This is a genomic window from Mycobacterium sp. ML4 (genome assembly GCF_054515735.1).
On the sequence record NZ_JBTNSY010000002.1, the window covers coordinates 66,604 to 92,465 of the forward strand.

Consider the following 25,862-nt stretch of genomic DNA (forward strand, 5'->3'; position numbering starts at 1 on the left):
GCTCGGGTCCGCGTGTTCAGCTTGTCGGCGGAGCTATCTGGTAGCGCGGAAATACCCCGACCGGCGGCGGCAGAACGGTCCCCGGCGCAAGTCGCGCCCCAGCGGCTGCGAAGCTGCGTTGCTCATCGGTTTGGCCGAGCAGGTCCAACATCTTGCCCGCCGAATCCGGCATGACCGGGCTCACCAGCAGCGCCGCGATCCGGACCACCTCGCACGTGACGTAGAGGGTGGTACGGAACCTGTCCTGGTCTGCCTCGGATTCGCTCTTGCGAAGCACCCACGGTTGCTGTGCAGAGAAGTACCTGTTCGCCTCACCGAGCATCAGCCAGATCGCCTCGAGGGCCAGATGCATTGCCTGCGAATCGAAATGGGCCCGCACCCGATCCAGTAGGCCGTCAGCGCTCGCCAACAGCTCGACGTCCGCGTCGATGAATTCTCCGGGCTCGGGCACCGTCGCACCGAGGTTCTTGGCAACCATCGACAACGACCGCTGCGCCAGGTTCCCCAGTTCGTTGGCCAAATCGGTGTTGATGCGGGTGATGATCGATTCGTCGCTGTAGGCGCCGTCCTGCCCGAACGGGATTTCGCGCAACAGGAAGTAACGGACCTGGTCCACCCCGAAGGTGTCGACCAGCGCGACCGGGTCGACGATGTTGCCCACCGACTTACTCATCTTCTCGCCCCGGTTATGCAGGAAACCGTGCGCGAAAACCCTTCTCGGCAAGTCGATTCCAGCAGACATCAGGAACGCCGGCCAGTACACGGCGTGGAATCTGATGATGTCCTTGCCGATCATGTGCAGATCGGCGGGCCAGTATCGGCTGAACAACTCCGACTCGGTATCCGGAAAGCCGGCGCCGGTCAGATAGTTGGTGAGTGCGTCGACCCAGACGTACATGATGTGGTCGGGGTGCTCAGGGACCTGCACGCCCCAGTCGAACGAGGTTCGAGAGATCGACAGGTTGTCCAGGCCACCGGAGACGAAGCTGACCACTTCATTGCGGCGGGTCTCCGGTGCGATGAAGTCGGGGTTGGCCCGGTAGTGCGCCAGGAGCTTGTCGGTGTACGCCGACAACCGGAAGAAATACGTCTGCTCCTCGGTCCACGTCACCGGAGTGCCGGTCTCCACCGCGATCCGGCTGCCGTCCTCGAGCGGTTGAGTCTCTGATTCGACGAAGAAACGCTCGTCGCGCACCGAGTACCAACCGGCGTAGTTGTCGAGATAGATGTCGCCGGCCGCCTCCATGCGACGCCAGATCTCCTCGGACGCCGCGTGATGATCGGGGTCGGTGGTGCGGATGAACCGGTCGAAGGAGATGTTCAGCTTCTCCTGCATGCGCTCAAACACGTCCGAATTGCTGCGCGCCAGCTGCGCGGTGGGGACACCGGCGGCCGCCGCAGCCTGGGCGACCTTGAGGCCGTGCTCGTCGGTTCCGGTCAGGAATCGCACATCAAAGCCATCGAGCCGCTTGAAGCGGGCGATCGCGTCGGTCGCGATGTATTCGTAGGCGTGACCCATGTGTGGAGCGCCGTTGGGATAGGCGATCGCGGTGGTGACGTAGTACGGCTGCTGATCGTGGTTCATCGGGACTCCACCCTAATCGGGCTGCCGCATCCCCGGGCGGGTGCACATATCGTGGGCGCGTGAGCGCCAAACGAGAAGCACCGCCCCCACCGGAGCCGCTGTCGCCGTTGATCGACGCTCACACTCACCTCGACGCCTGCGGCGTCTCGGACGCTGCGGGCGTGCGCGACATCATCGACCGCGCGGCCGCGGTTGGCGTGGCGGCGGTGGTCACCATCGCAGACGACCTGGAGTCGGCGCGCTGGGTGACGCGGGCGGTCGAATGGGACCCACGGGTTTATGGGGCGGTGGCGCTGCACCCGACGCGGACCGACGCGCTGACCGAAGCCGCCCGCGCCGAGATCGAGCAACTGGCATGCCACCCACGTGTCGTGGCCGTCGGTGAGACGGGCATGGACATGTACTGGCCGGGCCGGCTTGACGGCTGTGCGTTGCCGGAGGTGCAACGCGACGCATTCGCATGGCATATCGATCTGGCCAAGCGGACCGGCAAGCCGCTGATGATCCACAACCGCGACGCGGACCGAGAGGTGCTGGACGTGCTGCGGGCCGAGGGTGCACCCGAGACGGTGATCTTTCACTGCTTCTCATCCGACAGTGAGATGGCTCGCACGTGTTCGGGAGCCGGATGGTGGCTGAGCCTGTCTGGGACGGTGAGCTTCCGCAACGCCCGTGACCTGCGCGAAGCCGTTCCGTTAATACCGCTTGAGCAGCTGTTGGTGGAGACCGACGCGCCCTTTCTCACTCCGCACCCCTATCGGGGCGCAGCGAACGAGTCCTACTGTTTGCCCTATACCGTTCGCGCCCTTGCTGAGCTGGTCAATCGCCGACCCGAAGAACTGGCGGAAATCACTACCAGCAATGCTTGCCGGGCCTACCGGCTGGATCCGGCTCGGGCGCTGTAGCCCCTAATCGGCTCCGAGATTTCCACGCAGGAGTTGCTCTGGATTGGCCGGTTCGTTACCGTCTTGTGATCGAACGGGTGGGCCTCTGGGCCCATTTTGTCATTTCAGCTGAATAGGGTCGGTTGCTCGTCGTTGAGTTGTTGTTGCTTACGGTTGATACAAGGTCGGGATACACGTTGAATCTGCTTACTAAACTTCATCAAACTGATTCGCCCACGTTGCGCCTGCTGGTCGGCGCGCTTTTGCTGGTACTGACATTCGCCGGCGGCTACGCCGTATCGGCCGCCAAGACGGTCACGTTGACTGTTGACGGCACCTCCATCCGGGTGCAGACCATGCAGTCGCGGGTGATCGACATCGTTCACGAGAACGGGTTCTCCGTCGAAGAACGCGACGACCTGTACCCGGCCGGCGACGTGACGGTCAGTGACGCGGCCACCATCGTGCTGCGGCGCAGCCGGCCGCTGGAGATCACGCTGGACGGCCAGAATTCCCGGCAGGTCTGGACCACCGCGTCGACCGTGGACGAGGCGCTGGCCCAACTTGCCATGACCGACACCGCTCCCGCCGCGGCGTCGCGCGCCAGCCGCGTTCCGCTGTCAGGTATGGCCCTGCCCGTCGTCAGTGCCAAGACGGTGCAGATCGATGACGGCGGCGTGGTACGCACGGTGCACCTGCCGGCTCCGAATGTCGCCGAAATGCTGAGCGCCGCCGGCGCGCCGCTGCAGGACAGCGACCAGGTGATTCCCGCCCCGGCGACGCCGGTCACCGATGGCATGCTGATACAGGTCACCCGCAACCGCATCGAGCGGGTCACCGAACGGATGCCGCTGCCGCCGCCGGCGCGCCGCATCGAGGACCCCGAGATGAACATGAGCCGTGAGGTCGTCGAAGATCCGGGCAGCCCCGGTACCCAGGACGTCACGTTCTCGGTGGCTGAGGTGAACGGCGTCGAAACCGGCCGCCTGCCGGTCTCCAATATCGTGGTGACGCCGGCCCGCGAAGCGGTGCTCCGGGTCGGCGCCAAGCCGGGCACCGAGGTGCCCCCGGTCAGTGACGGAACGATCTGGGACTCGCTGGCCGGGTGCGAGGCGGGCGGAAACTGGGCGATCAACACCGGAAACGGGTTCTATGGTGGTGTGCAGTTCGACCAGGGCACCTGGGAGGCCAACGGTGGCTTGCGCTACGCGCCGCGCGCCGACATGGCTACCCGGGAGGAACAGATCGCGATCGCCGAAGTCACGCGGCAGCGTCAGGGCTGGGGTGCGTGGCCCGTGTGCAGTGGACGAGTGGGTGCGCGCTGACAATCCGTCTGCTCGGGCGCACCGAGATTCGGCGGCTGGCCAAGGAGCTTGACTTTCGGCCGCGGAAGGCTTTCGGACAGAACTTCGTGCACGACGCCAACACGGTACGGAAGATTGTCGCTGCATCCGGTGTCGGTAAGTCCGATGGTGTTCTCGAAGTGGGTCCGGGACTCGGGTCGCTCACCCTGGCGTTGCTCGATCGCGGTGCGACGGTGGCCGCGGTCGAGATCGATCCGGTGCTGGCCGCCCGGCTGCCGCAGACGGTTAGCGAGCACTCCAACACCGAAGCCCGGCGCCTGACCGTGCTCAATCGCGACGTGCTGACGTTGCGCCGTGCAGACTTGCCCTCGGCGCCGACCGCGGTAGTGGCCAATCTGCCGTATAACGTGGCGGTTCCGGCCCTGCTACATCTGCTCGCCGAATTTCCCTCGATCCGCACCGTCACCGTGATGGTGCAAGCCGAGGTCGCCGAAAGGCTGGCCGCCGAACCCGGCGGGAAGGAATACGGCGTGCCCAGCGTCAAAGTGAATTTCTATGGCCGGGTTCGCCGCTGCGGCACCGTGTCGCCGACGGTGTTCTGGCCGATTCCGCGCGTCTACTCCGGCCTGGTTCGCATCGATCGCTACGAGACATCGCCGTGGCCCACCGACGAAGCCTTCCGTTCGCGGGTCTTCGCTCTGGTCGACATCGCGTTCGCGCAGCGGCGCAAGACGTCCCGCAACGCGTTCGTGGCGTGGGCCGGATCGGGGAACGAGTCGGCGAATCGACTGCTTGCCGCCAGCATCGACCCCGCCCGGCGCGGCGAGACGCTGTCCATCGAGGATTTCGTGCGACTGCTGCAGCGTTCCGGGGACGGCGGCTCGGGTACCGATCATGCGCCGGATCCGGCACCGGCCGTCAGCGGCTGACGCAAAGGGGAGATCGGCGGCTCCCGCCGTGCCGCTGCGTGTGGCGACCGGTAGCAGCGATAGTCTGCTGCGGTGTCCGCATCTGACGGCAACACCGCCGAACTCTGGGTGCCCACCGGGTCAACCACGGTTCGGGTACCGGGAAAGGTCAATCTGTACCTGGCCGTCGGTGACCGCCGCGACGACGGCTACCACGAGCTCACCACGGTGTTCCACGCCGTCTCGTTGTTCGACGAGGTGACCGTCCGCAACGCCGATGTGCTATCGCTCGAGCACGTCGGCGAAGGCGCGGCCACGCTGCCCACCGACGAACGCAACTTGGCCTGGCAGGCGGCCGAGCTGTTGGCCGACCATGTGGGACGCGCCCCCGACGTGTCGATCCTGATCGACAAATCGATCCCGCTGGCCGGCGGCATGGCGGGTGGGAGCGCCGACGCCGCAGGTGTACTGGTCGCGATGAACGCGCTGTGGGAACTCAACCTGCCCCGCCGGGACCTGCGGATGCTGGCCGCGCAGTTGGGCAGTGACGTGCCGTTCGCGTTACACGGTGGCACGGCGCTGGGTACCGGGCGGGGTGAGGAACTCGCAACGGTCCTGTCCCGCAACACCTTCCACTGGGTGCTGGCCTTCGCCGACAGCGGGTTGCTGACCCCGGCGGTCTACGCGGAACTGGACCGGCTGCGCGACGTCGGCGATCCTCCCCGCCTGGATGAGCCCGGCCCGGTGCTGGCGGCTCTGGCTGCCGGCGATCCCGAGCAGCTCGCGCCCCTACTGGGCAATGAGATGCAGGCTGCCGCGGTCAGCCTGGACCCGGCGCTGCGGCGCGCACTGCGTGCGGGTGTGGAAGCGGGGGCGCTGGCAGGGCTCGTGTCCGGCTCGGGCCCGACGTGCGCGTTCCTGTGCACGTCGGCCGCCTCCGCCGTCGATGTGGGCACCCAGCTGTCCGGAGCCGGCGTGTGCCGCACGGTGCGAGTCGCCAGTGGACCGGTTCCCGGCGCCCGCGTAGTGCCGGCGCCCGCATCCGAAGCGTGAGGCCGTGACGCCGTTGTGACATCGCACTCAAATCGCGTCACCGTTTGGCACTTCTTTAAGAGTTGCTTAAGATAAGCCGCGGTGGCCAGTACCGGTAGCCCAACTGAGCTTGTAGTCGGGACCGCAACTCTCCATCAAATCGAGACCTAAAGACTCCCCAATGTGTGCGCGCGCCTGCTTTTAAGCGTGATGTGGCACGTGCAACATGAAAGTTCGGACCCTGGGGAAAGCGCTGGAACCGAGGAGGCTGCGTGAGCAGGTTTACCGAGAAAATGTTTCGCAATGCCCGCACGGCTACGACGGGCATGGTGACCGGTGAACCGCACGAACCTGTCCGCCACACCTGGGGGGAGGTCCACGAGCGCGCACGACGCATCGCGGGCGGTCTGGCCGAGGCGGGCGTCGGCCTCGGCGACGCCGTCGGCGTGCTCGCCGGATTTCCGGTGGAGATCGCCCCGACAGCTCAAGGCCTATGGATGCGCGGGGCCAGCCTGACCATGCTGCACCAGCCCACCCCGCGCACCGATCTGGCCGTGTGGGCCGAAGACACCATGACGGTCATCGGCATGATCGAGGCCAAGGTGGTCATCGTCTCGGAGCCGTTCACCGTGGCCATCCCGGTGCTGCAGGAGAAGGGCATCACGGTGCTTACCGTCGCCGACTTGTTGGCGTCTGGCCCCGTCGACCCGATCGAGGTCGGTGAGGACGACCTGGCCCTGATGCAATTGACGTCCGGATCGACCGGATCGCCCAAAGCGGTCCAGATCACGCACCGCAACATCTATTCCAACGCCGAGGCGATGTTCATCGGCGCCGAGTACGACGTCGCCAAAGACGTGATGGTCAGCTGGCTGCCCTGCTTCCACGACATGGGCATGGTCGGATTCCTCACCATCCCGATGTACTTCGGTGCCGAGCTGGTCAAGGTCACCCCGATGGACTTCCTGCGCGACACGCTGCTGTGGGCCAAGCTGATCGACAAGTACAAGGGCACCATGACGGCGGCGCCCAACTTCGCCTACGCGCTGCTGGCCAAGCGGTTGCGGCGAAATGCCAAGCCGGGCGACTTCGACCTGTCGACGCTGCGCTTCGCGCTGTCCGGCGCCGAGCCCGTCGAACCCGCCGACGTCGAGGACCTGCTGGACGCGGGCAGGCCGTTCGGCCTGCGGTCGTCGGCGATCCTGCCGGCGTACGGCATGGCCGAGACCACGCTCGCCGTCTCCTTCTCCAAGTGCAACTCGGGTCTGGTCGTCGACGAGGTCGACGCCGATCTGATGGCCGCCCTGCGCCGCGCAGTCCCCGCAACCAAGGGCAACACCCGCCGGCTGGCCACGCTGGGGCCGCTGCTGAAAGACCTGGAAGCGCGGGTCGTCGACGAGAACGGCAACGTGATGCCGACCCGCGGCGTCGGGGTCATCGAGCTGCGCGGCGAGTCCCTCACGCCGGGGTACATCACGATGGGCGGTTTCATCCCGGCCCAGGATGAGCACGGCTGGTACGACACCGGTGACCTCGGCTATCTCACCGATGAGGGCCACGTCGTGGTGTGCGGTCGCGTCAAGGACGTCATCATCATGGCCGGCCGCAACATCTACCCGACCGACATCGAGCGGGCCGCCGGCCGGGTCGACGGTGTCCGTCCGGGCTGTGCGGTGGCCGTGCGCCTGGATGCCGGGCACTCCCGCGAATCGTTCGCGGTCGCCGTCGAGTCGAATGCTTTCGAGGACCCGGCCGAGGTTCGCCGCATCGAGCACCAGGTTGCGCACGAGGTCGTCAAGGAGGTCGACATGCGACCGCGCAACGTCGTCGTCCTGGGACCCGGCACCATCCCGAAGACACCGTCCGGCAAGCTGCGCCGGTCGAACTCGGTCACCTTGGTCACCTAGGCATCGCTCGCGCCCAGGGGCCTCGTCGGTTTCGCGAAGTGGCTCTCGGCTATTGAGATCTGGTCTATCGGTGGTGGATGCTCATAGGGGCCTTCTCGAGGGTCGTACCCGTCGAAACGAAGTGGAGCAGCACTGTGTCGTCGCTATCGCGGGCAGTATTGGCGCCAGTCGTCATTGGGATTTCCCTCGCTGCTGTAACACTGGCCGGTTGTCACGACGGTCGCAGCATGGGGCCCGCCGGCTCACCGACCAGTGCCGGACCCGTCGACGGGTCGCGCAGCGTTTCGACGAAGTACGTCAGCTACATCGCGAACCAAGGGTTCGAGGCAACGGTCGATGGGCTGGCCAAGGCGGCCGCCGACCGCGGGATGATGATCATCGGTGAGGTGAATCAGGACGCGGAGTTGGCGGCGAACGGGCTGCGCCTGCCTGGCGCGCACACGTTCTTTGTCGGTAACCCTCAGCTCGGAAAGACTTTCTTCGATGCCACCAAGGCCATCGGCGCGGTCGTTCCGGTACGGATGCACGTGTGGGCGGACGCGGATGGTCCCGCCCACATAGGTTATTTCGATCCGGCGCCGGAGTTCGCCGCCGTCGATCCCGGGCTCGGCGCCGCCGGACAGCAGATATCCCAGCAAATCCGGACGATCGCCGAAGCCGCCGCAGGGGGTCCGATGAAGGCAACGTCGGTGGATACCCGGTTCATCACCGTCACCGCCAATGGCGAGTTCGAGGCGACGATCGGCGCCTTGCATGATGCGGCCGACAGACACGGCATGGTCATCCTGGGTGACTTGAACGAAGAAACCAGGTTGAAGGCGGTGGGCGTGCAATCGCAGCGCGCGCACAGTTTCTTCATCGGCGATCCGCAGATCGGCAAGACGCTGTTCGGCGCCACTCAGGCCATCGGCGCGGTGGTTCCGGTGCGGGTGACCGTGTGGGCGAGCGACCGCGGCGGCCCGGCTCTGATCAGCTACTTCGATCCGGCGCCGGAGTTCACCGCCGTCGATCCTGCGCTCGCCGATGCGGGCAATAAGATATCGGACGCGATCCGCGTCACCGTCGACACCGCGGCCGGGAAGCAGTAACAGTCCCGGTCTACCGAGATGGTCGATGGCCGCTGGGGTGAGCAGGTAATCGAAGGAACATCAGGTGGCACACCAGCGTTCGGCACCGGTCAGCTGCCGATCAGGTGTAACGATGCCCAGAGCGCCACGACCGCCGCGACGATCGCAGCCGGCGTGGTGAGCAAGCCGAGCCTGGTGTACTCCCCCACCGTGGTGGGGTGGTCATGCTGGCGCAGGACGCGTCTCCACAACATGGTGGCCAGCGAACCGGTGTAGGTGAGATTGGGGCCGATGTTGACTCCGAGCAGCACGGCCAGCACGGCAGCGGGACCCGTCGCCGCAATCAGTGGAACGAGCATCAGCACCGCGGGCAGGTTGTTGACGACGTTCGCCGCCACTGCGGCAACCACGCTGATCGCCAGTAAGCCGAGAAGTCCGTCCGGGTGCGGCAAGCGGGTGCGCAGAGCGTGGTCGAGCCCGTTATCGATCACTGCACGCACCACGACGCCGAGAGCGAGCACGAAAATCAGGAACGGGACGTCCGCCGAGCGAGCCACTGCGGCGATGTTCGTCTTCCGTGACGCCGCCGCGTGCAGGGTCAGAATCAGCGCGCCCGCGGCTGCCGCCCACGCGGGATTGACGTCCGCGGCAGAAGCGATCAAGAAGCCGGCCAGGGTGGCGACCACGGTGATAATGGCGAATTTGGGCGGAGCGGGCGTGGACTCGTCGGTGGGTGGCGCCTGCGGTGCCGCTGCCCTCAGGTCGTCGGCGAAGAACCTTCGAAAAATCAGATACTCGACGCCGATCGCCGCCATCCAGGGCAGCATCATCAGCGCGGTGAATCGTGGGAAGCTCAGGCCGCTGGCCGAAAACGCCAGCAGGTTGGTCAGATTCGATACCGGCAGCAACAGCGACGCGGTGTTGGACAGATGAGCGCAGGCATACAGGTGAGGGCGGGCCCGCACTCGCAATTGCGCCGCCGTGGCCGACACGACCGGTGTCAGCAACACCACCGTCGCATCGAGGCTGAAGATTACGGTCACCAACGACGCGGCAGCGAAAACCGCCAGCAGCAACCGCGTCGACCCGCCCCCGGCCGCGCGCGCGATCCAGGCGCCGCACCAGAGGAAAAGCCCTTCGACGGCACACGCCTGGGACAGCACCAGTACCGCCGCCAAGAATCCGACGACGGGCGCCAGGTCCAGCACTTCGCTGCGCGCGTCCGCAACCGAAACCGCCCCGATCCCGACCACGACCGCCGCCGCGGGCACGGCGATCACAGCCTCTGGGCAGCCGAATGGCCGGCCCGCCGCGGCCGCCAAGACAAGTACCAGCAACACGGCCGAAATCGACTCGGCTACAACTAGACTCACCCGACTGGCCCCCCGCCGCACATTCGTTGGTCAACCATACCCGGGCGGTCGGCAATTGAAACCCACCCGCAGCGCGTCAACGCAATCGCGACCAGTCGCGCACCGCGGCGATGAAGCTGGTGACGAACTGGCGTTGGGCCGCATCGAATTCGCTGCTGTAGTCCATCGCGTCGTTGATCGCCCGGTGTGTGAATTCCAGTGCGCAGCAACCGGTCAGATATCCTTCGATGTACATGCTGTTGCGGCTGAGTGCCGACAGTGCGGCTTCGTCGTCGACCGGAGGATCGATGAGGGTCCGCGGGCTGCTGCGCAGGATGCGAACCTGATCGTTGACGAATCGGAGCGCCTCCCTGGTGGCGCTGGCGCTGACGATGCCGGTCGGCCCGAGGAAGTCACAGTTCAGTGTGCTGTCGTTGGCAGAGCCTCGGGTCATCATCACCCGTCCGCCGACGATGCGCTCGCCTGCCTGCACAGGCGCGCACGCGGGGGCGGTATCTTGTTGCGGCACAATAAAATCCGTCGGAAGATTGCTGGTAACGGTGCGGGCCAGGGCGACGAGCTGTTGCTGGGTGATCATCTCGTTGGGTGCGCCCAGGAGCGGCGTCCAGGTGAGGACGAATTGCGTCGAGCCGTGATCCACGGCAATCGCCGAGTCCGTCTCTGATCGCACGAAGAACGCCTTGTCGGAATCGACGCTGAGGTCCTGGCTGTTTCCGGCACGGACGCCGCCGACGAGTTGTGCGACGTCGGGAACCGGCCCGCCGATCGGGACGCTCAGCGCCACACCGCCCAGGCCGTCCTTCGGGCCGTAGTGACACGACGCCGTACCCGCCGTGTGAAACTTCGAATAGTCCAGGTGCTTTGTCGCGTGTAGCGAGGGCGTGAGGCTTCGGTAGGTGGTCTGAACATCAGTGATGGGCAGGGCTGCGCAGAGATCGGAGAGTCGCGACGGGGGACTTGTTTGTTGCGCGCAACCTGCTGGCAGCAGCAGCATGACTGTTGCCAGCAACGGGCCTGCGCTCCACAGCTTGTATCCCATCCTTCGTATCCAGGTTAGGGACCCTGCATTGGCAGGACTACCACGCGTGGACACGGTTTTGTGCGGGTTCCAGTCCCAGTTCGATCAGCAATTCGGTGGCATCGGCCGCCTGCTCGCAGATGGTGGGAACTTCCCGTCGCTCGACTGCGCTGAACGGCTCGAGCACGAATGCGGCCGGATCCTTGCGCCCCGGCGGACGGCCGATGCCTATTCGTACTCGGTGAAAATCTTTGGAGCCCAGCGCGGCTGCCACCGAGCGCAATCCGTTGTGTCCGGCTTCACCGCCGCCCTGCTTGAGCCGGATGCGGCCGAAATCGAGGTCGAGTTCGTCGTGAATCATGATGATCTCGGTCGGCGGCACCGAGTAGAACTTGGCCAGCCGCCCGACCTGACGGCCCGACTCGTTCATGTAGCAGCGGGGCTTGGCCAGCACCACCGAATGGCCCGCTATCCGGCCGGTGCTGACTTCGGCGCCGGAGCGCTTGTGCGCCTTGAAGTTTGCGCCCAGCCGGGCGGCGAGCACGTCGGCGACCATGAATCCCAAGTTGTGGCGCGTCCGGGCGTAGTTCTCGCCCGGATTGCCCAGGCCGACCACCAACAGCGGTTCGGCCACGTTGCGCTACTCCGACTCGTCGGACGCCCCGGCGGTTTCGCCGCCCTCGCCCTGGGTGGCTTCTTCCGCGGCCGCGCCCTCCTGGCCAGCACCTTCCTCGGCAAGGTCCTCGGCGGTAGGCGCCTGGACGACGTTGACCACGAGCAGGTCCGGGTCGGAGACCAGGGTGGTGCCACGGGGCAGCTCGATCTGGCCCGCGGTGAACTGCGTGCCGGCTGCGGCGCCCTCGATGGACACCGTCAACTGCTCGGGAATCGACAGCGCCTCGGCCTCGATCTCGATAGCGTTGGTCTCCTGGGTGACCAGGGTGTCGGGTCCGGCCTCGCCCTCGATCACAACGCTGACCTCGACGGTGACCTTTTCCCCGCGCCGCACGACCAGCAGGTCGGCGTGCTGGATGGTGCGGCGGATCGGGTGGATGTCCAGCGCTTTGGTCAGCGCGAATTGTTCCGTACCGCCGATGTTCAGGGTGAGCACCGCGTTGGTTCCGGAGTGGCGCAGCACCGCCGCGAAGTCGTGCCCGGGCAACTCGAGATGTTGGGGATCGGCGCCGTGGCCGTACAGGACGGCGGGAATCTTGCCTTCGCGCCGGGCCCGGCGGGACGCGCCCTTGCCGGTCTCGGTACGCACCGTGGCGGACAGTTGGTTGACTGCAGCTTTAGCCATATGTCGCTCCTGTGTTTAAGGCACGGCCAGGGATCGCGACAGAATGCCGGTCTCCGTCGATAACGGTGCTGGTCCGTGGCCAGCCACCCTCGCCGTGACGCCTGGTCAGGTTATCCCATGTGCGGGTCGTGGCGGAAATTCGGGGGTCGCCCCGTAAGCGCGAGCAGACGCGAAATCGCACTGGAACGAGCGTTCCCGCGCGATTTCGCGTCTGCTCGGCAGTGGGTCACTAGTCAGCTCAGCCGCTGCTGGTGGACGACCAGTGGCGGGCAGATGCGACATGAGTGCGCTATCGCATCACGCGTCAGGTCGCCGACGCCGATGGAGTCCCGGCGGCGCTGTCGCGGACGTACCTAGCCAGGGGCGCCTGCGGTGCCGTGCTTACCCGCCGCGCCGGCGGTGCCGTCTGCGGTAATGCCGGTGCCGCCGGTGCCGCCGGTGCCGCCGTTGCCGCCCGGTCCGCCTGGCCCGCCCCCTCCGGTCGCGCCGCCAGCGCCGGTGCCGCCGGTCTGGCCGATCAGGAACCCGGCGGAACCGCCGGTGCCACCCAATGCCCGGGGGCCGCCGGCGCCGCCCTTGCCGCCGCCACCGCCATTCCCACCGTCACCGCCATTCCCGCCGTTACCGTCAGCGCCCGGCGAAGAGTTTCCGGCGCCACCGGCACCGCCGTCGCCTCCCGCACCACCGATGCCGCCGGCGCCGCCAACACCGGCAATGCCGCCGGCGCCACCATCGCCGCCGTCGCCGATGAGTAGCCCGCCTGCACCTCCGTTACCGCCCGGCCCGCCGATACCGCCGGTGCCGCCCATCCCGCCGGTGCTGCCGGTACCACCTAAGCCACCCTGGCCTCCGTTGCCAACGTTAGGTCCGGGGCCAGGGGCAAGCGTCGCGTCGCCCCCGGTTCCGCCATCGCCGGCCACCGCGCCGGTAGCGCCGATGCCGCCGGAGCCCCCACTGCCGCCGGCGCCGCCGACACCGCCGTTGCCGACCAGCCACCCGCCGCGGCCACCGTCACCACCCGCACCGCCGGCACCCCCGCCGCCGCCGGTCGCGGCGCCCGCGAGGCCGTTGCCGCCGCTACCGCCTTTGCCGCCGAGGGCCACGCCACCCGCGACATTTCTGGCGTCGCCACCACGGCCGCCGTGGCCGCCCGCCCCGGCGAGATTGCCGCCGTCGGCTCCGTTGCCGCCGAGGCCCCCAGTTGCCTCACTTTGGTTGCTGCCCGCGAACCCGCCAGCCCCACCATCACCGCCATCCCCTCCCGCACCTGCGGTTCCCCCGTTCCCGCCGGTACCGCCGTGGGCGCTGCCGCTGCCTGCGGTGACCAATGCCTGGCCGCCGATGCCACCGGTGCCGCCGGTGATGCCCGGACCGCCGGGCTGGCCGGGGTTTCCAGGCCCGGCGTCAGCAGAGCCGCTGGATGAAATGGCGTTACCACCCGCAGCGCCGCTTCCAGCTGTGCCAATGGGCGTGGGGTTCGTCCCGTCGATCCCGCTCAGCCCCGTGCCGCCTGGACCGCCGATTCCGCCCGAGCCAAACCACAGCGCATCGCCGCCTTTTCCGCCGATGCCGGCGTTGCCGCCGTTAACGCCCGCGACCGCATCCCCACCGCGCCCGCCGGCTCCGCCGTTACCGTAGAGCAGCCCGCCGGCGCCTCCTGTGCCGCCGGACGCGCCGGTCCCGCCGGCGCCGCCGGATCCGCCGTTGCCGAGCAGGCCGGCGCTGCCGCCCGCGCCGCCTGCCTGGCTGGGTCCGCCGGCTGCGCCATTGCCGCCGTTGCCGTATAGCAAACCGCCGGCCCCGCCGGCTTGGCCCGGTGCTGTTGCGTTGGCGCCGTTACCGATCAAGGGCCGCCCGATCAGCGCCTGAGTCGGTGCGTTGACTGCGGTCATGATCTGCTGCTCAAGTGTCCGCACCGACAACTCGTTAAGCGCCTCAGCATTGGCATAGGCGCCCCCGCTGGCCGACACAGCCCCGATCAGTTGGCTCTGCAGCGCGGCCATGTGCGTGCTGACGGCCTGATAGGCCCGGCCATGTGAACTGAACAACGTCGCGAGGGCTGTCGACACTTCATCAGCGCCCGCGGCGACCAGCTGCGTCGTTCGGACCGCGGCGGCGGCATTGGCGGTGTCGATCGCCGTCTTGATCGTGGCAATGTCTTCAGCAGCCGCGTTGATCGCCCCCGGCACTGCTAACAAACGCGACATCCTCTTTTCCTTCCGCCTCGGGCAGGTGACGATCGTTCGGCGTGGGCGCCGCCGGTGTGTTGAGAGATAGCGGCGTTGGTGCAATGGCGAGCGGGCGGCGCATCGGCGGCGCTGCCTTGCGGCCAGCGCAAAGGCTCGTGCACGTCTTGCTGACGGTGATTCATCCGGTCGCCACCATTCACACCTGGCGCTAATTGAAGATATTCTCATCCAAGACGAAACATTCAGTCAAGCCTCTTGAAGAATTCTTCAGAAGAGGTCCTGCGGCGGCGCGAGGATCACCGCATCCGCTACCACGCCGCCGCAGGGGCATGATCGATCGGGCCTCTACGCCTCGTAAGCGCGGTTACCTGCACGCCGAAACCAGCCTGCTTCGCAAGCGCAACTGGTGCAGGACGCGGGCCGGCCTAGCTGACCTGCGCGGGAAGCGTTGGCACGCAACGAGCTACTTCTTGGCCACCACGAATCCGCGGATGATCGCCTCGACGTCGTTGCTCTCGGAGACGGCCTGTTCGGCGAGGCTGGTGATTATCAACTGCACCAGGTAGCGCTGGTTGTCCGGCGGTCCGGCCGTGGGCAGCACCACCCGGTTCCAGCTGCGCATCCGTGCGCCTTTGAGGTCGTAGGTGCCCTGCACCATTGACGAGGGAAACCCGTTGAAATCGGCGGTCGAGGCGTCCAACTGGTGGAAACTGTCCGGAAGGTCGGTATTGGCGTGTTTGATCGCCTCCGCGGGATTGAATTCTCCACGCAGCCTGAACACCACCAGCATCGCTGCCGGATAGTTGTCGCCCTTGGAGATCATCACCGCTTTCGGGGAGGTCTTCGAGTCGACGGCGCGCGGTTTCCAGCCGGGCGGCGTCGGGATCGAGACGACCAGGTCGGTCAGGTCGCTGGGCAGCACCGGATCACCCAGGACGCCTTCGCCTTCAAGATATTTCGACAGCGGGACCGGCGGTTCGGTTGGTTTGGGCGAGGAGCTGGCCGCCGATGGTGTCGTCCAGATTGACTGGTAGTCAGCGGTCTTCGGTCCACAGGCGACCGTCGAGCACGTCAGCACCGTCATCCCGACTGCAGCCGCGCACGCGCGAATCGCCTTGACTGTCACAGAATCTCGCGCACCGCATCGATAGGGCGCGCCAGCCGGGTACCCTTCGGCGTCACCACAAACGGCCGTTCGATCAGGACGGGATGTCCGGCCATGGCGTCGAGTAGTTCGTCGTCGCCGGCCTCGGCGAGGTTGAGTTCCGCGTAGAGCGGTTCGCGTTTGCGCACCGCGGCACGTACCTCGATGCCCGCATCGCGAATCATCCGCACCAGCTGGTCCCGCGACGGCGGTGTTTTCAGATACTGGATGACCTCGGGTTCAACGCCGGCCTCGCGCAACAGTTCCAAAGTCTTGCGCGAGGTACTGCACTTGGGGTTGTGGTAGATGACGACTTTGTCCCCCTGGTGGGCCATCTAGGCGTCTCCGTCGAAAAGTCCTGTGACTGAGCCATTTTCGAAGACCGCACGGATGGTGCTGGCGAGCAGCGGTGCGATGGACAGCACGGTGAGCTGCGGGAAGCGTTTCTCCTCACCGATGGGCAAAGTGTTGGTCACGATCACCTCCCGGGCGCCGCAACCGGCCAGGCGCTCGGCGGCCGGGTCGGACAGCACGCCGTGGGTGGCCGCGATGATCACGTCCTTGGCGCCGTCGTTGTGCAACAGCTTGACCGCGCCGGCAATCGTCCCGCCGGTGTCGATCATGTCATCGATCAGCACGCAGGTCCGGCCCGCGACCTCACCGACCACGCGGTTGGACACCACCTGGTTGGGGACTCGCGGGTCGCGGGTCTTGTGGATGAAGGCCAGCGGCACGCCACCCAATGCGTCGGCCCACTTCTCGGCGATTCGCACCCGGCCGGAGTCGGGGGACACCACGACCATGTTGCCGTCGGGGTAGTTGTCCCGGATGTAACCGGTCAACAGATTCTGGCCGCGCATGTGGTCCACGGGTCCGTCGAAGAAGCCCTGGATCTGATCGGTGTGTAGGTCCACCGTCACGATCCGGTCGGCGCCCGCCGTCTTGAGCAGGTCGGCCACCAGGCGGGCAGAAATCGGTTCGCGGCCGCGGTGCTTCTTGTCCTGGCGGGCATACGGATAGAACGGCATGACCGCGGTGATCCGCTTGGCGCTGCCGCGCTTGAGCGCGTCGATCATGATCAGCTGTTCCATCAACCACTGGTTGACCGGCATCGGGCATGACTGCAGCACGAATGCGTCGCAGCCGCGGACCGACTCCTGGAAGCGCACGAAGATCTCGCCGTTGGCGAAGTCACGTGCCGTCTGAGCGGTGACGTGAACGTCGAGTTCTTTGGCGACCTGCTCGGCCAGTTCCGGATGGGCCCGACCGCTGAAAAGCATCAGATTCTTGCGGTTATCGGTCCAGTCGTGGCTCACCGGGCTGCCCTCGCCGTGTCGGGATCGAAAGAAAAGGAACGCCCCATCGTAGCCGGGTTACCAGAGAACGAATTCACGGTGTCTCACCGGCTTCGGAGTTGCGGATGGCCCGATCGGCGGCCTCGGCCGCCGCGGTGCCGGGCCGCTTGCGCTGTACCCAGTTCTCGATGTTGCGCTGCGGACCCGCCGACACCGCCAGCGCGCCCGGCGGGACGTCGTCGCGCACCACGGTCCCGGCGCCGGTGTAGGCGCCGTCACCGATGGTGACCGGGGCCACGAACATGGTGTCCGAGCCGGTGCGAACGTGCGAGCCGATCGTGGTCCGGCTCTTGGTGGTGCCGTCGTAGTTGACGAACACCGAGGACGCGCCGATGTTGCTGTGCTCGCCGATGTCGGCGTCGCCGACGTAGGTCAGATGCGGCACCTTGGTCCCGGCGCCGATGGTCGCGTTCTTGGTCTCGACGAAGGCCCCGAGCTTCCCGTCGGCGCCCAGCACGGTTCCGGGTCGCAGGAACGTGAAAGGGCCGACGGTGGCACCGTCGCCGATGGTTGCGGACGTGCCGTGCGTGCGGCACACGGTGGCGTTGTCTCCGACGCTGACGTCGGTCAGCGTGGTGTCGGGCCCGACAGTGCAGTGACCGCCGATCTGGGTGCATCCGTGCAACTGAGTGCCGGGGTGGATGACGGTGTCGCGGCCGATCGTCACGTCCACATCTATCCAGGTGCTGGCGGGATCGACCACGGTGACGCCGGCAAGTTGGTGCGCGGCCACGATCCGGCGGTTGAGCTCAGCGCCCAGCTCGGCGAGCTGGACCCGGTTGTTGACGCCGGCGACCACGGCGCTGTCGTCGATATGGCGGGCGCTGACGGTGTGGCCGTCGCGGCGCAGAATGGCGATGACGTCGGTGAGGTAGAGCTCCTGTTGAGCGTTGTTCGAGCTCAGCCGGCCCAGCGCGGAACGCAGGGCGGCGATGTCGAAGGCGTAGACCCCGGTGTTGACCTCGCGGATCCCGCGCTGCGACGGCGTCGCGTCGGTCTGCTCGACGATCGCCATCACTTCGTTGTCCTGGGTGCGCAGGATGCGGCCGTAGCCGTGCGGGTCGTCCAGTGTGGTGGTCAGCACGGTGACCGCCGCCCCCTGACCCTGCCCGGTGGAGCTGTGCGCGGCGATCAGATCGGCCAGGGTGTCGGCGTCCAGCAGCGGGGTATCGCCCGCGGCGACGACGACGATGCCGGCGTAGTCCTCAGGGAGAGCGGAAAGGCCGCACAACACCGCGTGCCCGGTCCCCATCGGCCGATCCTGCAGGGCGACGTCGATGGTGCGGCCCAGGTTCTCGGCCAGTTCGGCGACCAGCGGAGCGATGCGCTCGTGGTCATGGCCCAGCACCACGACCAGGTGCTGAGGGGCGAGCTTGGTCATTGCGTGCAGGGAGTGGGACAGCATGCTGCGTCCGCCGAGAGCGTGCAGCACTTTCGGGGTGTCTGATCGCATCCGGGTGCCGGGCCCGGCCGCCAGGACCAGGACCGCCGTGTCACCACGAAAGGTCATCAACTCTCCTCACGTCTAGCGAAGCCCGCCGTGCCGAGCGCCCGCGTTTGTACGCTGACACGGCGTCAAGAGTGACATTTATGGGACGCTCGGGGCAAAAAACAGCTCCGTCGCCAGGACTCGAACCTGAACTATCTGAACCAAAATCAGAGGTGCTGCCGATTACACCACGACGGATCGCTCCTGAGACTTTAGTCTGCCGACGATGCCGGCTGCTTGCGGCCGGAGGTGGGGGTACCTCCCGCTTGCGGGGGAGAGGCGGACAGTCGGGTTGAGTCTGCCTGCTCCGAGTGTGCGTCTACCGCTCTGGCTGTGCGCCCGCTGCGGCCAATTCGCGATTTCACCGACGTGACCGCACACGCAAATCCATCGGTGCACACTCGCCAGACCCCGATACCCTGAGCACGTGGCTGAACCGGATAAGGGCCCGGACAAGGAAGCACGAACGCCGCGCGCCCGGATGACCGGTAGCGAGCGACGGCGCCAACTCATCGGGATCGCCCGGTCGCTGTTCGCCGAACGCGGCTACGAGGGCACCTCGATCGAAGAGATCGCCCAGCGCGCCAACGTGTCCAAACCGGTCGTATACGAGCATTTCGGCGGCAAGGAAGGTCTCTACGCCGTGGTGGTGGACCGGGAGATGTCGGCGCTGCTGGACGGCATCACGTCGTCGCTGACCAACAACCGGTCCCGGGTTCGGGTCGAGCGGGTCGCGCTGGCGTTGCTCACCTACGTCGAAGAACGAACCGACGGCTTTCGCATCATGATCCGCGACTCGCCCGCCGCAATTAGTTCGGGCACCTACTCCAGCCTGCTCAACGACGCCGTCAGTCAGGTCAGTTCCATCCTTGCCGGTGACTTCGCCCGCCGCGGACTGGACCCCGACCTGGCGCCGCTGTACGCCCAGGCGTTGGTGGGCTCGGTGTCGATGACCGCCCAGTGGTGGCTGGACACCCGGGAACCCAAGAAAGAAGTTGTCGCCGCGCACCTGGTCAATCTGATGTGGAACGGTCTGACCCATCTGGAGGCCGACCCGCAGCTACGGGACGAGTAGCACCTGCAACAAGCGTCCAGCGTAGCCATGCAAGGACTTCGCAAGCGTCTGCTGTTGTGATCGGTAGCAGCCAGAGCCGTGTGCGCTCGGTGCACGAATCAACGAGACGAAAGGCTCACCATGCGCTCCCCGTTTCCCGCGCTGTCAAACGGTCTCATGGGCCTCGCGATAGCCCTGCTGGTGTCGGTCGGCTTGATGCTGTCGCCGCCGGCACATGCAGACCAGGGCAACTGCCCGCGTTTGCAGGCCTGCACCACCTGGTGCCCCGGTGACCCCAACCCGGCCGGACGGCCGGTGCCATGGGACGGCAGCGTCTGCCACGACTACTACTGGGACTCCTACGGCGTCCACGACGTGGGCACGGGAGCCTTCTACTCCTGGGCCACGATGCCCTGGTAGGCACCGGCCGGCACCTCGACGACGACGGCGGGCCGGGGGAAATGCTCGGCTGCGCAGCCTTCGTCGAGTGCATCCTCGATCACCCCGGCCAGGACGCGCGGATCAACGCAGCTGAAGCCGCCGATGCTGAGTTCGGTGAGGATGACGCCGTGATGGGCGCGGACGTCAGCCATCACGGCGATCATCCGCTGGATCGCCTCGCCGTACCGGGCAGGGGCGGCGATACGGCAGTGCAGCCCGACCAGGTCGAGCGTGCGATGCGCGAGCACCCACCGCACTGCGTCGGCCGCGCGATCGCCGTCCACGGTGAACCCGACCTCCTGGTCGGTGAGTCCGGCACTCCGGTGCCCGTGGACGTCGACATCCGGGATCACCTGGATGAGCACTTTCTGGCGGCGGACCAGACCGGCGAGGTAACCGACCTCCATCGGGGCGTCGACCACGATGCGCCCCACGCCGGCGGCCACCGCGCCCCGTAGCTCGTCCGAGGACATCGCGTTGACATGCATGATGACGTGGGCGGGGTCGATTCCGCCGGACAGGGCGACCGCCAGCTCGCCAGACGAGCAGACGTCGACGCCGAGCCCTTTCGCACGTACCCAGCGGGCCACCGCCGGCGCCGATAGCAACTTTCCCGCGTAGACGATCTCGACGTCACGCAACGCTTTGTGGGCGCTACCGGCACGCCGCCGGAAGTCAGCTTCGTCACAAACGGCGGTCGTCGGCTGCATTGCACGGCCCAGAAATCGCGGGGCTGCCCGGCCGGCCGAGGGCAGCATGTGCAGCAGTGTCATGCCTTCAAACTGCGCCGATACCGCACCGAATGGTGCTTTCCTAGCGGTTTCTTGACGAAGCAGGGCGCAATATTGACGAAGTGCCGCGCCCTAGAATGGTGCACACCATGACCGCACCGGGGACTGCGAGCCCAGATACCCCGATCGCGGGGCTCGTCGACTTGGCGCTCACGGCGCCGACATTTCAACAGCTCATCGAGCGCGCCTGCGATCGTCCCGAAGAATTGCCGCTGGTCGGACCGGCCAGCGCTCGCCTCTTCGTGGCCGGTGCGCTGGCCCGGCACGGGGCGTTGCTGGTGGTCACCGCCACCGGCCGCGAAGCCGACGACCTGGCCGCGGAACTACGCGGTGTCTTCGGCGACGCGGTGGCGGTCTTCCCGTCCTGGGAAACCCTGCCGCACGAGCGGCTCTCGCCCGGTATCGACACCGTCGGCACCCGGATGATGGTGCTGCGCCGGCTGGCCCATCCCGACGACACCCGGCTGGGGCCACCGCTGCGGGTGGTGGTGACGGCAGTCCGCTCCCTGCTGCAACCCATGGCGCCCCAACTCGGCCTGCAGGAACCGCTGACTCTCGCCGTCGGCGACGAAGCGCCGTTCGAGGACGTGGTGAAACGGCTTGTCGAGCTCGCCTACACCAGGGTCGACATGGTCGGACGGCGTGGCGAGTTCGCCGTGCGCGGCGGCATCCTGGACGTCTTCGCCCCCACAGCCGAGCATCCGGTGCGGGTCGAGTTCTGGGGTGACGAGGTCAGTGAGATGCGGATGTTCTCCGTTGCCGACCAACGCTCGATTCCCGAGATCCACGTCGACACGCTGCTCGCGGTCGCCTGCCGCGAACTGCTGCTCACCGAGGATGTCCGGGCTCGCGCGGCAGAACTGGCCGGGCAGCATCCCGCATCCGAGAACACGGTCACCGGCAGCATCATCGACATGCTGGCCAAACTGGCCGAGGGGATTCCGGTCGAGGGTATGGAGGCGCTGTTGCCGGTGCTCCGCCCGGACGACCACGCACTGCTTACCGATCAGCTGGCCGAGGGCACCCCCGTGCTGGTCTGCGACCCGGAAAAGGTCCGCACCCGCGCCGCCGACCTGATCAAGACCGGCCGGGAGTTCCTGGAAGCGTCCTGGTCGGTCGCCGCGCTGGGCACCGACGCGCCGGTCGACGTCGAACAACTGGGCGGATCCGGCTTCGCCGAACTCGACGAGGTGCGGGATGCGGCCCGCCGGGCCGGGCATCCGTGGTGGACGCTGAGCCAGCTTTCCGACGAGTCGGCGGTCGAACTGGACATCCGGTCGGCCCCTTCGGCGCGGGGGCACCAGCACGACATCGAGGGCATCTTCGCGATGCTGCGCGCGCACGTGGCGACCGGCGGATACGCCGCGATGGTGACACCCGGCACCGGAACCGCGCATCGCATGGTCGAGCGACTGGCCGAATCCGATATCCCCGCGGGCATGCTGGACGCGGGCCAGACGCTCAAGCCCGGGGTCGTCGGCGTTCTGCGAGGTCCGCTGCACGAAGGCGTCGTCGTCCCGGGTGCCAACCTGGTGGTCATCACCGAGGCCGACCTGACCGGCAGCCGGGCCAGCGCCACCGAGGGTAAACGACTGGCGGCCAAGCGGCGCAACACCGTCGACCCGCTGGCGCTGACCGCCGGCGATCTGGTGGTCCACGATCAGCACGGCATCGGCCGATTCGTCGAGATGGTGGAACGCACGGTCGGCGGGGCGCGCCGCGAATACCTGGTGTTGGAGTACGCCTCCGCCAAGAGGGGTGGGGGATCGGACAAGCTGTACGTCCCGATGGACTCGCTGGACCAGTTGTCGCGTTATGTCGGTGGCCAGGCACCCGCGCTGAGCAAACTCGGCGGCAGCGACTGGACCAACACCAAGACCAAGGCGCGCCGCGCGGTGCGGGAGATCGCCGGCGAACTTGTGGCCCTGTATGCCAAACGGCAGGCCAGCCCAGGACATGCCTTCGCGCCCGACACGCCGTGGCAGGCCGAGATGGAGGACGCGTTCGGCTTCACCGAGACCGTCGACCAGCTCACCGCGATCACCGAGGTCAAGGCGGACATGGAGAAGCCGATCCCCATGGACCGGGTGATCTGCGGCGACGTCGGCTACGGCAAGACCGAGATCGCGGTGCGGGCGGCGTTCAAGGCGGTCCAGGACGGTAAGCAGGTCGCCGTGCTGGTACCCACCACGCTGCTGGCGGACCAGCATCTGCAGACCTTCACCGACCGGATGGCCGGCTTCCCGGTGACGGTGCAGGGCCTGTCGCGGTTCACCGACCCCACCGAGTCCCGCAAGGTGATCGAGGGCATGGCCGACGGGTCGGTGGACGTCGTGATCGGCACCCACCGGCTGCTGCAGACCGGCGTGCGCTGGAAGGACCTCGGTCTGGTGGTGGTCGACGAGGAGCAGCGCTTCGGGGTCGAGCACAAGGAACACATCAAGGCGCTGCGCAGCCACGTCGACGTGCTGACCATGAGCGCCACGCCCATTCCGCGCACGCTGGAGATGAGCCTGGCCGGCATCCGCGAGATGTCGACCATCCTGACCCCACCCGAAGAGCGCTATCCGGTGCTGACCTACGTCGGCCCGCACGACGACAAGCAGATCGCCGCCGCATTAAGGCGCGAATTGCTGCGTGACGGGCAGGCGTTCTACGTGCACAACCGGGTGAGTTCCATCGATTCGGCCGCCGCCCGGGTGCGTCAACTGGTGCCCGAAGCACGCGTCGTCGTGGCGCACGGACAGATGCCCGAAGAGCTGCTGGAAACCACCGTGCAGGGGTTCTGGAACCGCGAATACGACATCCTGGTGTGCACCACGATTGTGGAAACCGGTCTGGACATCTCCAACGCCAACACGCTGATCGTGGAACGCGCCGACACCTTCGGGCTGTCCCAGCTGCATCAGTTGCGTGGCCGGGTGGGCCGCAGCCGCGAGCGCGGCTACGCCTACTTCCTTTATCCACAGAACGCGCCGCTGACCGAGACGGCCTACGACAGGTTGGCGACGATTGCCCAGAACAACGAGTTGGGCGCCGGCATGGCGGTGGCGCTCAAGGACCTCGAGATCCGCGGTGCCGGCAACGTGCTCGGCGTCGAACAGTCCGGGCACGTCGCCGGGGTCGGGTTCGATCTGTACGTCCGGCTGGTCGGCGAGGCCGTCGAGGCTTACCGGGCCGCGGCGGACGGGCAGACGGTGACCACGCCGGAGGAGACGAAGGATGTGCGCATCGACCTGCCGGTCGATGCGCACCTGCCGCCGGACTACATCGCCAGCGACCGGTTGCGGCTGGAGGGTTATCGCCGTCTGGCCGCCGCCACTTCCGACAGCGACATCGACGCCGTTATTGAAGAGCTCATCGACCGATACGGTCCGCTGCCCGAGACCGCCGAACGGCTGGTGGCGGTGGCGCGGCTGCGGCTGCTATGCCGGGCCGCCGGAATCACCGAGGTCAGCGCCGCGTCGGCGACGACGCTTCGGCTCTCGCCTATGACGTTGCCGGATTCCGCGCAGGTTCGCCTGGCGCGTATGTACCCGGGTGGGCGCTACCGCGCGACGACGTCCACGGTGCAGGTGCCCGTTCCGCGAGCGGGCGGTATCGGCGCCGGGCACATCCGTGACGTCGAGTTGGTGCAGATGGTGGCAGATTTGGTTACCGCCCTCGCGGGAAAGCCGCAGCAAAGTATTGGTATAACGACGGAGGCCCCTAACGATGCGGGCAAGACCGAGTCATGTAGGTCGGGGAAGGAGCGACAAGCCCGATGATTGTCGTCCTGGTCGACCCCCGTCGCCCGGCCCTGGTGCCGGTGGAGGCCATCGAGCTGCTGTCTGGCCCCGTGCAGTACACCGAGGAGATGCCGATCGCGGTGCCCTGGTCGCTGCCCGACGCCCACCCGGCGTACACCGGGGATGACGCGCCGGTGTTGCTGTCCTCGGATCCGAACCATCCCGCTGTCACCGCGCGGCTGGCCGCCGGTGCCCGGCTGATCGCGGCACCGGAACGTCAACGCGGCGAGCGACTGGTCGACGCGGTCGCGATGATGGACAAACTCCGCACCGCCGGACCCTGGGAAAGCGAACAGACGCACGACTCGCTGCGCAGGTACCTGCTGGAGGAGACCTACGAGCTGTTGGACGCGGTGCACAGCGGCAACGTCGACCAACTGCGCGAAGAACTCGGCGACCTGTTGCTGCAGGTGCTCTTCCACGCCCGCATCGCCGAGGATGCGGCGTTGCTCCCGTTTACCATTGACGACGTCGCCGATACGCTGATGCGCAAACTGGGCAACCGGGTACCGGGAGTACTTGCTGGCGAAGAGATTTCACTGCAGGATCAGCTGGCCCAGTGGGAGGAGGCGAAGGCCTCCGAGCGATCGCAGAAGTCGCGTAACTCGGTGCTGGACGATGTGCATACGGGCCAGCCCGCTCTGGCGCTGGCGCAGAAGGTGATTCAGCGCGTGCTGCAAGCGGGCCTGCCGGCGGAGTTCGTCCCCGCTGAGCTGACGACGATCACGCTCTCGCCCGACATCGACGCCGAAAACACGCTGCGCGCGGCGGTGTTGGACTTTGTCGAATTGGTTCGCGATGTCGAGAAGTCCATTGCCGCCACACGGCGGGGCGACAGCGTGGCCGAGGAGCTCGACATGACGTCGTTGGGGTTCGTCACAGAGGAGGAGTGGCGAACCCACTGGCCGGTTGCGGAGTCGGAGCCGGAGTTCGATGACGAATCGGAGGTGGACGTCGCCCAGGACCTGTCCGAGGCGGCGCCCAAAGAGTCCCGGCCCAAGAAGCGCAAGGGGCGGCGCTGACGCCGTGAACTGGCCCGACAGGCTGTCGTGGAGGTCTGAGTCAGGTTTGCGGTGACTCAGAGGAGCTCCACAGGCAGCAAGCGTCGTGATGATTGCAGACACGGCTCTCAACAGGGAATTCGGCACGTATCGCGTAGCCGTGAGGCTTTTCGGTGAACGCAGATTCCGGCGTGCGCAGGCACGAGTGTATGTGCTGGGTGGTTCGGCGACG

Annotated in this window: 20 protein-coding genes, 1 tRNA gene and 1 pseudogene; 10 read left to right on the forward strand and 12 right to left on the reverse strand. The window is 67.0% G+C overall.

Annotated elements, in window-relative coordinates:
* Nucleotides 1-16 precede the first annotated feature (16 nt).
* Nucleotides 17-1,585: a methionine--tRNA ligase gene (gene metG, locus ACX9NE_RS02295; RefSeq protein ID WP_459359989.1), complete on the reverse strand. Its 1,569-nt coding sequence runs from the start codon at nt 1,583-1,585 to the stop codon at nt 17-19.
* Nucleotides 1,586-1,644: 59 nt separating this feature from the next.
* Here metG and ACX9NE_RS02300 point away from each other — a divergent pair, with 59 nt between their 5' ends.
* The 6 genes from ACX9NE_RS02300 to ACX9NE_RS02325 all read left to right on the forward strand — a co-directional run bounded on the left by ACX9NE_RS02300 (nt 1,645) and on the right by ACX9NE_RS02325 (nt 8,708).
* The gene (locus ACX9NE_RS02300) at nt 1,645-2,490 is read left to right on the forward strand and encodes a TatD family hydrolase (protein WP_459359988.1); all 846 of its coding nucleotides are present in this window, start codon (nt 1,645-1,647) and stop codon (nt 2,488-2,490) included.
* Nucleotides 2,491-2,666: 176 nt separating this feature from the next.
* Complete coding sequence (locus tag ACX9NE_RS02305) at nt 2,667-3,794, forward strand: transglycosylase family protein (protein ID WP_459359987.1); 1,128 nt, start codon at nt 2,667-2,669, stop codon at nt 3,792-3,794.
* The gene (gene rsmA, locus ACX9NE_RS02310; RefSeq protein WP_459359986.1) at nt 3,758-4,702 is read left to right on the forward strand and encodes a 16S rRNA (adenine(1518)-N(6)/adenine(1519)-N(6))-dimethyltransferase RsmA; all 945 of its coding nucleotides are present in this window, start codon (nt 3,758-3,760) and stop codon (nt 4,700-4,702) included. The genes ACX9NE_RS02305 and rsmA overlap by 37 nt, the downstream gene beginning before the upstream one ends.
* A gap of 72 nt (nt 4,703-4,774) precedes the next feature.
* Nucleotides 4,775-5,734 carry a 4-(cytidine 5'-diphospho)-2-C-methyl-D-erythritol kinase gene (locus ACX9NE_RS02315; protein ID WP_459359985.1) on the forward strand — a complete coding sequence of 320 codons (960 nt, stop codon included), beginning with the start codon at nt 4,775-4,777 and terminating at the stop codon, nt 5,732-5,734.
* Between the two features lie 251 nt (nt 5,735-5,985).
* The gene (locus tag ACX9NE_RS02320; RefSeq protein ID WP_459359984.1) at nt 5,986-7,620 is read left to right on the forward strand and encodes a fatty acyl-AMP ligase; all 1,635 of its coding nucleotides are present in this window, start codon (nt 5,986-5,988) and stop codon (nt 7,618-7,620) included.
* 227 nt (nt 7,621-7,847) lie between these two features.
* The gene (locus ACX9NE_RS02325; protein ID WP_459359983.1) at nt 7,848-8,708 is read left to right on the forward strand and encodes a DUF302 domain-containing protein; all 861 of its coding nucleotides are present in this window, start codon (nt 7,848-7,850) and stop codon (nt 8,706-8,708) included.
* Nucleotides 8,709-8,797: 89 nt separating this feature from the next.
* Here the strand turns inward: ACX9NE_RS02325 and ACX9NE_RS02330 are convergent, their stop codons facing one another.
* The 10 genes from ACX9NE_RS02330 to ACX9NE_RS02375 form a co-directional block, all read right to left on the reverse strand.
* Nucleotides 8,798-10,060 carry an SLC13 family permease gene (locus ACX9NE_RS02330; protein WP_459359982.1) on the reverse strand — a complete coding sequence of 421 codons (1,263 nt, stop codon included), beginning with the start codon at nt 10,058-10,060 and terminating at the stop codon, nt 8,798-8,800.
* A gap of 76 nt (nt 10,061-10,136) precedes the next feature.
* Complete coding sequence (locus tag ACX9NE_RS02335; RefSeq protein ID WP_459359981.1) at nt 10,137-11,099, reverse strand: hypothetical protein; 963 nt, start codon at nt 11,097-11,099, stop codon at nt 10,137-10,139.
* 37 nt (nt 11,100-11,136) lie between these two features.
* Nucleotides 11,137-11,712: an aminoacyl-tRNA hydrolase gene (gene pth / locus ACX9NE_RS02340; protein WP_459359980.1), complete on the reverse strand. Its 576-nt coding sequence runs from the start codon at nt 11,710-11,712 to the stop codon at nt 11,137-11,139.
* A gap of 6 nt (nt 11,713-11,718) precedes the next feature.
* Nucleotides 11,719-12,378 (reverse strand): 50S ribosomal protein L25/general stress protein Ctc, encoded by a 660-nt coding sequence (locus ACX9NE_RS02345; RefSeq protein ID WP_459359979.1) that lies wholly within the window; start codon nt 12,376-12,378, stop codon nt 11,719-11,721.
* A 353-nt stretch (nt 12,379-12,731) separates the two neighbouring features.
* Nucleotides 12,732-14,585: a PE family protein gene (locus ACX9NE_RS02350; RefSeq protein ID WP_459359978.1), complete on the reverse strand. Its 1,854-nt coding sequence runs from the start codon at nt 14,583-14,585 to the stop codon at nt 12,732-12,734.
* 445 nt (nt 14,586-15,030) lie between these two features.
* Nucleotides 15,031-15,651: an LpqN/LpqT family lipoprotein gene (locus ACX9NE_RS02355; protein WP_459359977.1), complete on the reverse strand. Its 621-nt coding sequence runs from the start codon at nt 15,649-15,651 to the stop codon at nt 15,031-15,033.
* Between the two features lie 38 nt (nt 15,652-15,689).
* Nucleotides 15,690-16,046 carry an arsenate reductase (glutaredoxin) gene (gene arsC / locus ACX9NE_RS02360; RefSeq protein WP_459359976.1) on the reverse strand — a complete coding sequence of 119 codons (357 nt, stop codon included), beginning with the start codon at nt 16,044-16,046 and terminating at the stop codon, nt 15,690-15,692.
* Nucleotides 16,047-17,027: a ribose-phosphate diphosphokinase gene (locus ACX9NE_RS02365; protein WP_065132161.1), complete on the reverse strand. Its 981-nt coding sequence runs from the start codon at nt 17,025-17,027 to the stop codon at nt 16,047-16,049.
* 73 nt (nt 17,028-17,100) lie between these two features.
* The gene (glmU, locus tag ACX9NE_RS02370) at nt 17,101-18,576 is read right to left on the reverse strand and encodes a bifunctional UDP-N-acetylglucosamine diphosphorylase/glucosamine-1-phosphate N-acetyltransferase GlmU (RefSeq protein ID WP_459359975.1); all 1,476 of its coding nucleotides are present in this window, start codon (nt 18,574-18,576) and stop codon (nt 17,101-17,103) included.
* Nucleotides 18,577-18,681: 105 nt separating this feature from the next.
* Nucleotides 18,682-18,753, reverse strand: a tRNA-Gln gene (locus tag ACX9NE_RS02375).
* A gap of 283 nt (nt 18,754-19,036) precedes the next feature.
* Here ACX9NE_RS02375 and ACX9NE_RS02380 point away from each other — a divergent pair.
* The gene (locus tag ACX9NE_RS02380) at nt 19,037-19,630 is read left to right on the forward strand and encodes a TetR/AcrR family transcriptional regulator (RefSeq protein WP_459360067.1); all 594 of its coding nucleotides are present in this window, start codon (nt 19,037-19,039) and stop codon (nt 19,628-19,630) included.
* 120 nt (nt 19,631-19,750) lie between these two features.
* A complete protein-coding gene (locus tag ACX9NE_RS02385) occupies nt 19,751-20,029 on the forward strand; it encodes a hypothetical protein (protein WP_459359974.1) in 279 nt (92 codons plus the stop codon).
* Here the strand turns inward: ACX9NE_RS02385 and ACX9NE_RS02390 are convergent.
* Nucleotides 20,020-20,823, reverse strand: a pseudogene (locus ACX9NE_RS02390) (type III PLP-dependent enzyme domain-containing protein); the annotation flags it as partial. The gene ACX9NE_RS02385 and the pseudogene ACX9NE_RS02390 sit on opposite strands and share 10 nt — an antisense overlap.
* Before the next feature lie 107 nt (nt 20,824-20,930).
* Here ACX9NE_RS02390 and mfd point away from each other — a divergent pair.
* Both mfd and ACX9NE_RS02400 read left to right on the forward strand, forming a co-directional pair.
* The gene (gene mfd, locus ACX9NE_RS02395; RefSeq protein WP_459359973.1) at nt 20,931-24,608 is read left to right on the forward strand and encodes a transcription-repair coupling factor; all 3,678 of its coding nucleotides are present in this window, start codon (nt 20,931-20,933) and stop codon (nt 24,606-24,608) included.
* Nucleotides 24,605-25,651 (forward strand): nucleoside triphosphate pyrophosphohydrolase, encoded by a 1,047-nt coding sequence (locus ACX9NE_RS02400; RefSeq protein WP_459359972.1) that lies wholly within the window; start codon nt 24,605-24,607, stop codon nt 25,649-25,651. The genes mfd and ACX9NE_RS02400 overlap by 4 nt, the downstream gene beginning before the upstream one ends.
* The last annotated feature ends 211 nt before the right edge of the window (nt 25,652-25,862 follow it).

What these genes read in the sequence shown, in the direction of transcription:
- metG (WP_459359989.1), bottom strand. Translation starts at nt 1,585, where the DNA reads ATGAACCACGATCAGCAGCCGTACTACGTCACCACCGCGATCGCCTAT.
- ACX9NE_RS02325 (WP_459359983.1), top strand. Translation starts at nt 7,848, where the DNA reads ATGGGGCCCGCCGGCTCACCGACCAGTGCCGGACCCGTCGACGGGTCG.
- ACX9NE_RS02335 (WP_459359981.1), bottom strand. Translation starts at nt 11,099, where the DNA reads ATGGGATACAAGCTGTGGAGCGCAGGCCCGTTGCTGGCAACAGTCATG.
- ACX9NE_RS02345 (WP_459359979.1), bottom strand. Translation starts at nt 12,378, where the DNA reads ATGGCTAAAGCTGCAGTCAACCAACTGTCCGCCACGGTGCGTACCGAG.
- ACX9NE_RS02350 (WP_459359978.1), bottom strand. Translation starts at nt 14,585, where the DNA reads ATGTCGCGTTTGTTAGCAGTGCCGGGGGCGATCAACGCGGCTGCTGAA.
- ACX9NE_RS02355 (WP_459359977.1), bottom strand. Translation starts at nt 15,651, where the DNA reads ATGACGGTGCTGACGTGCTCGACGGTCGCCTGTGGACCGAAGACCGCT.
- arsC (WP_459359976.1), bottom strand. Translation starts at nt 16,046, where the DNA reads ATGGCCCACCAGGGGGACAAAGTCGTCATCTACCACAACCCCAAGTGC.
- glmU (WP_459359975.1), bottom strand. Translation starts at nt 18,576, where the DNA reads ATGACCTTTCGTGGTGACACGGCGGTCCTGGTCCTGGCGGCCGGGCCC.
- ACX9NE_RS02380 (WP_459360067.1), top strand. Translation starts at nt 19,037, where the DNA reads ATGACCGGTAGCGAGCGACGGCGCCAACTCATCGGGATCGCCCGGTCG.
- ACX9NE_RS02385 (WP_459359974.1), top strand. Translation starts at nt 19,751, where the DNA reads ATGCGCTCCCCGTTTCCCGCGCTGTCAAACGGTCTCATGGGCCTCGCG.
- mfd (WP_459359973.1), top strand. Translation starts at nt 20,931, where the DNA reads ATGACCGCACCGGGGACTGCGAGCCCAGATACCCCGATCGCGGGGCTC.
- ACX9NE_RS02400 (WP_459359972.1), top strand. Translation starts at nt 24,605, where the DNA reads ATGATTGTCGTCCTGGTCGACCCCCGTCGCCCGGCCCTGGTGCCGGTG.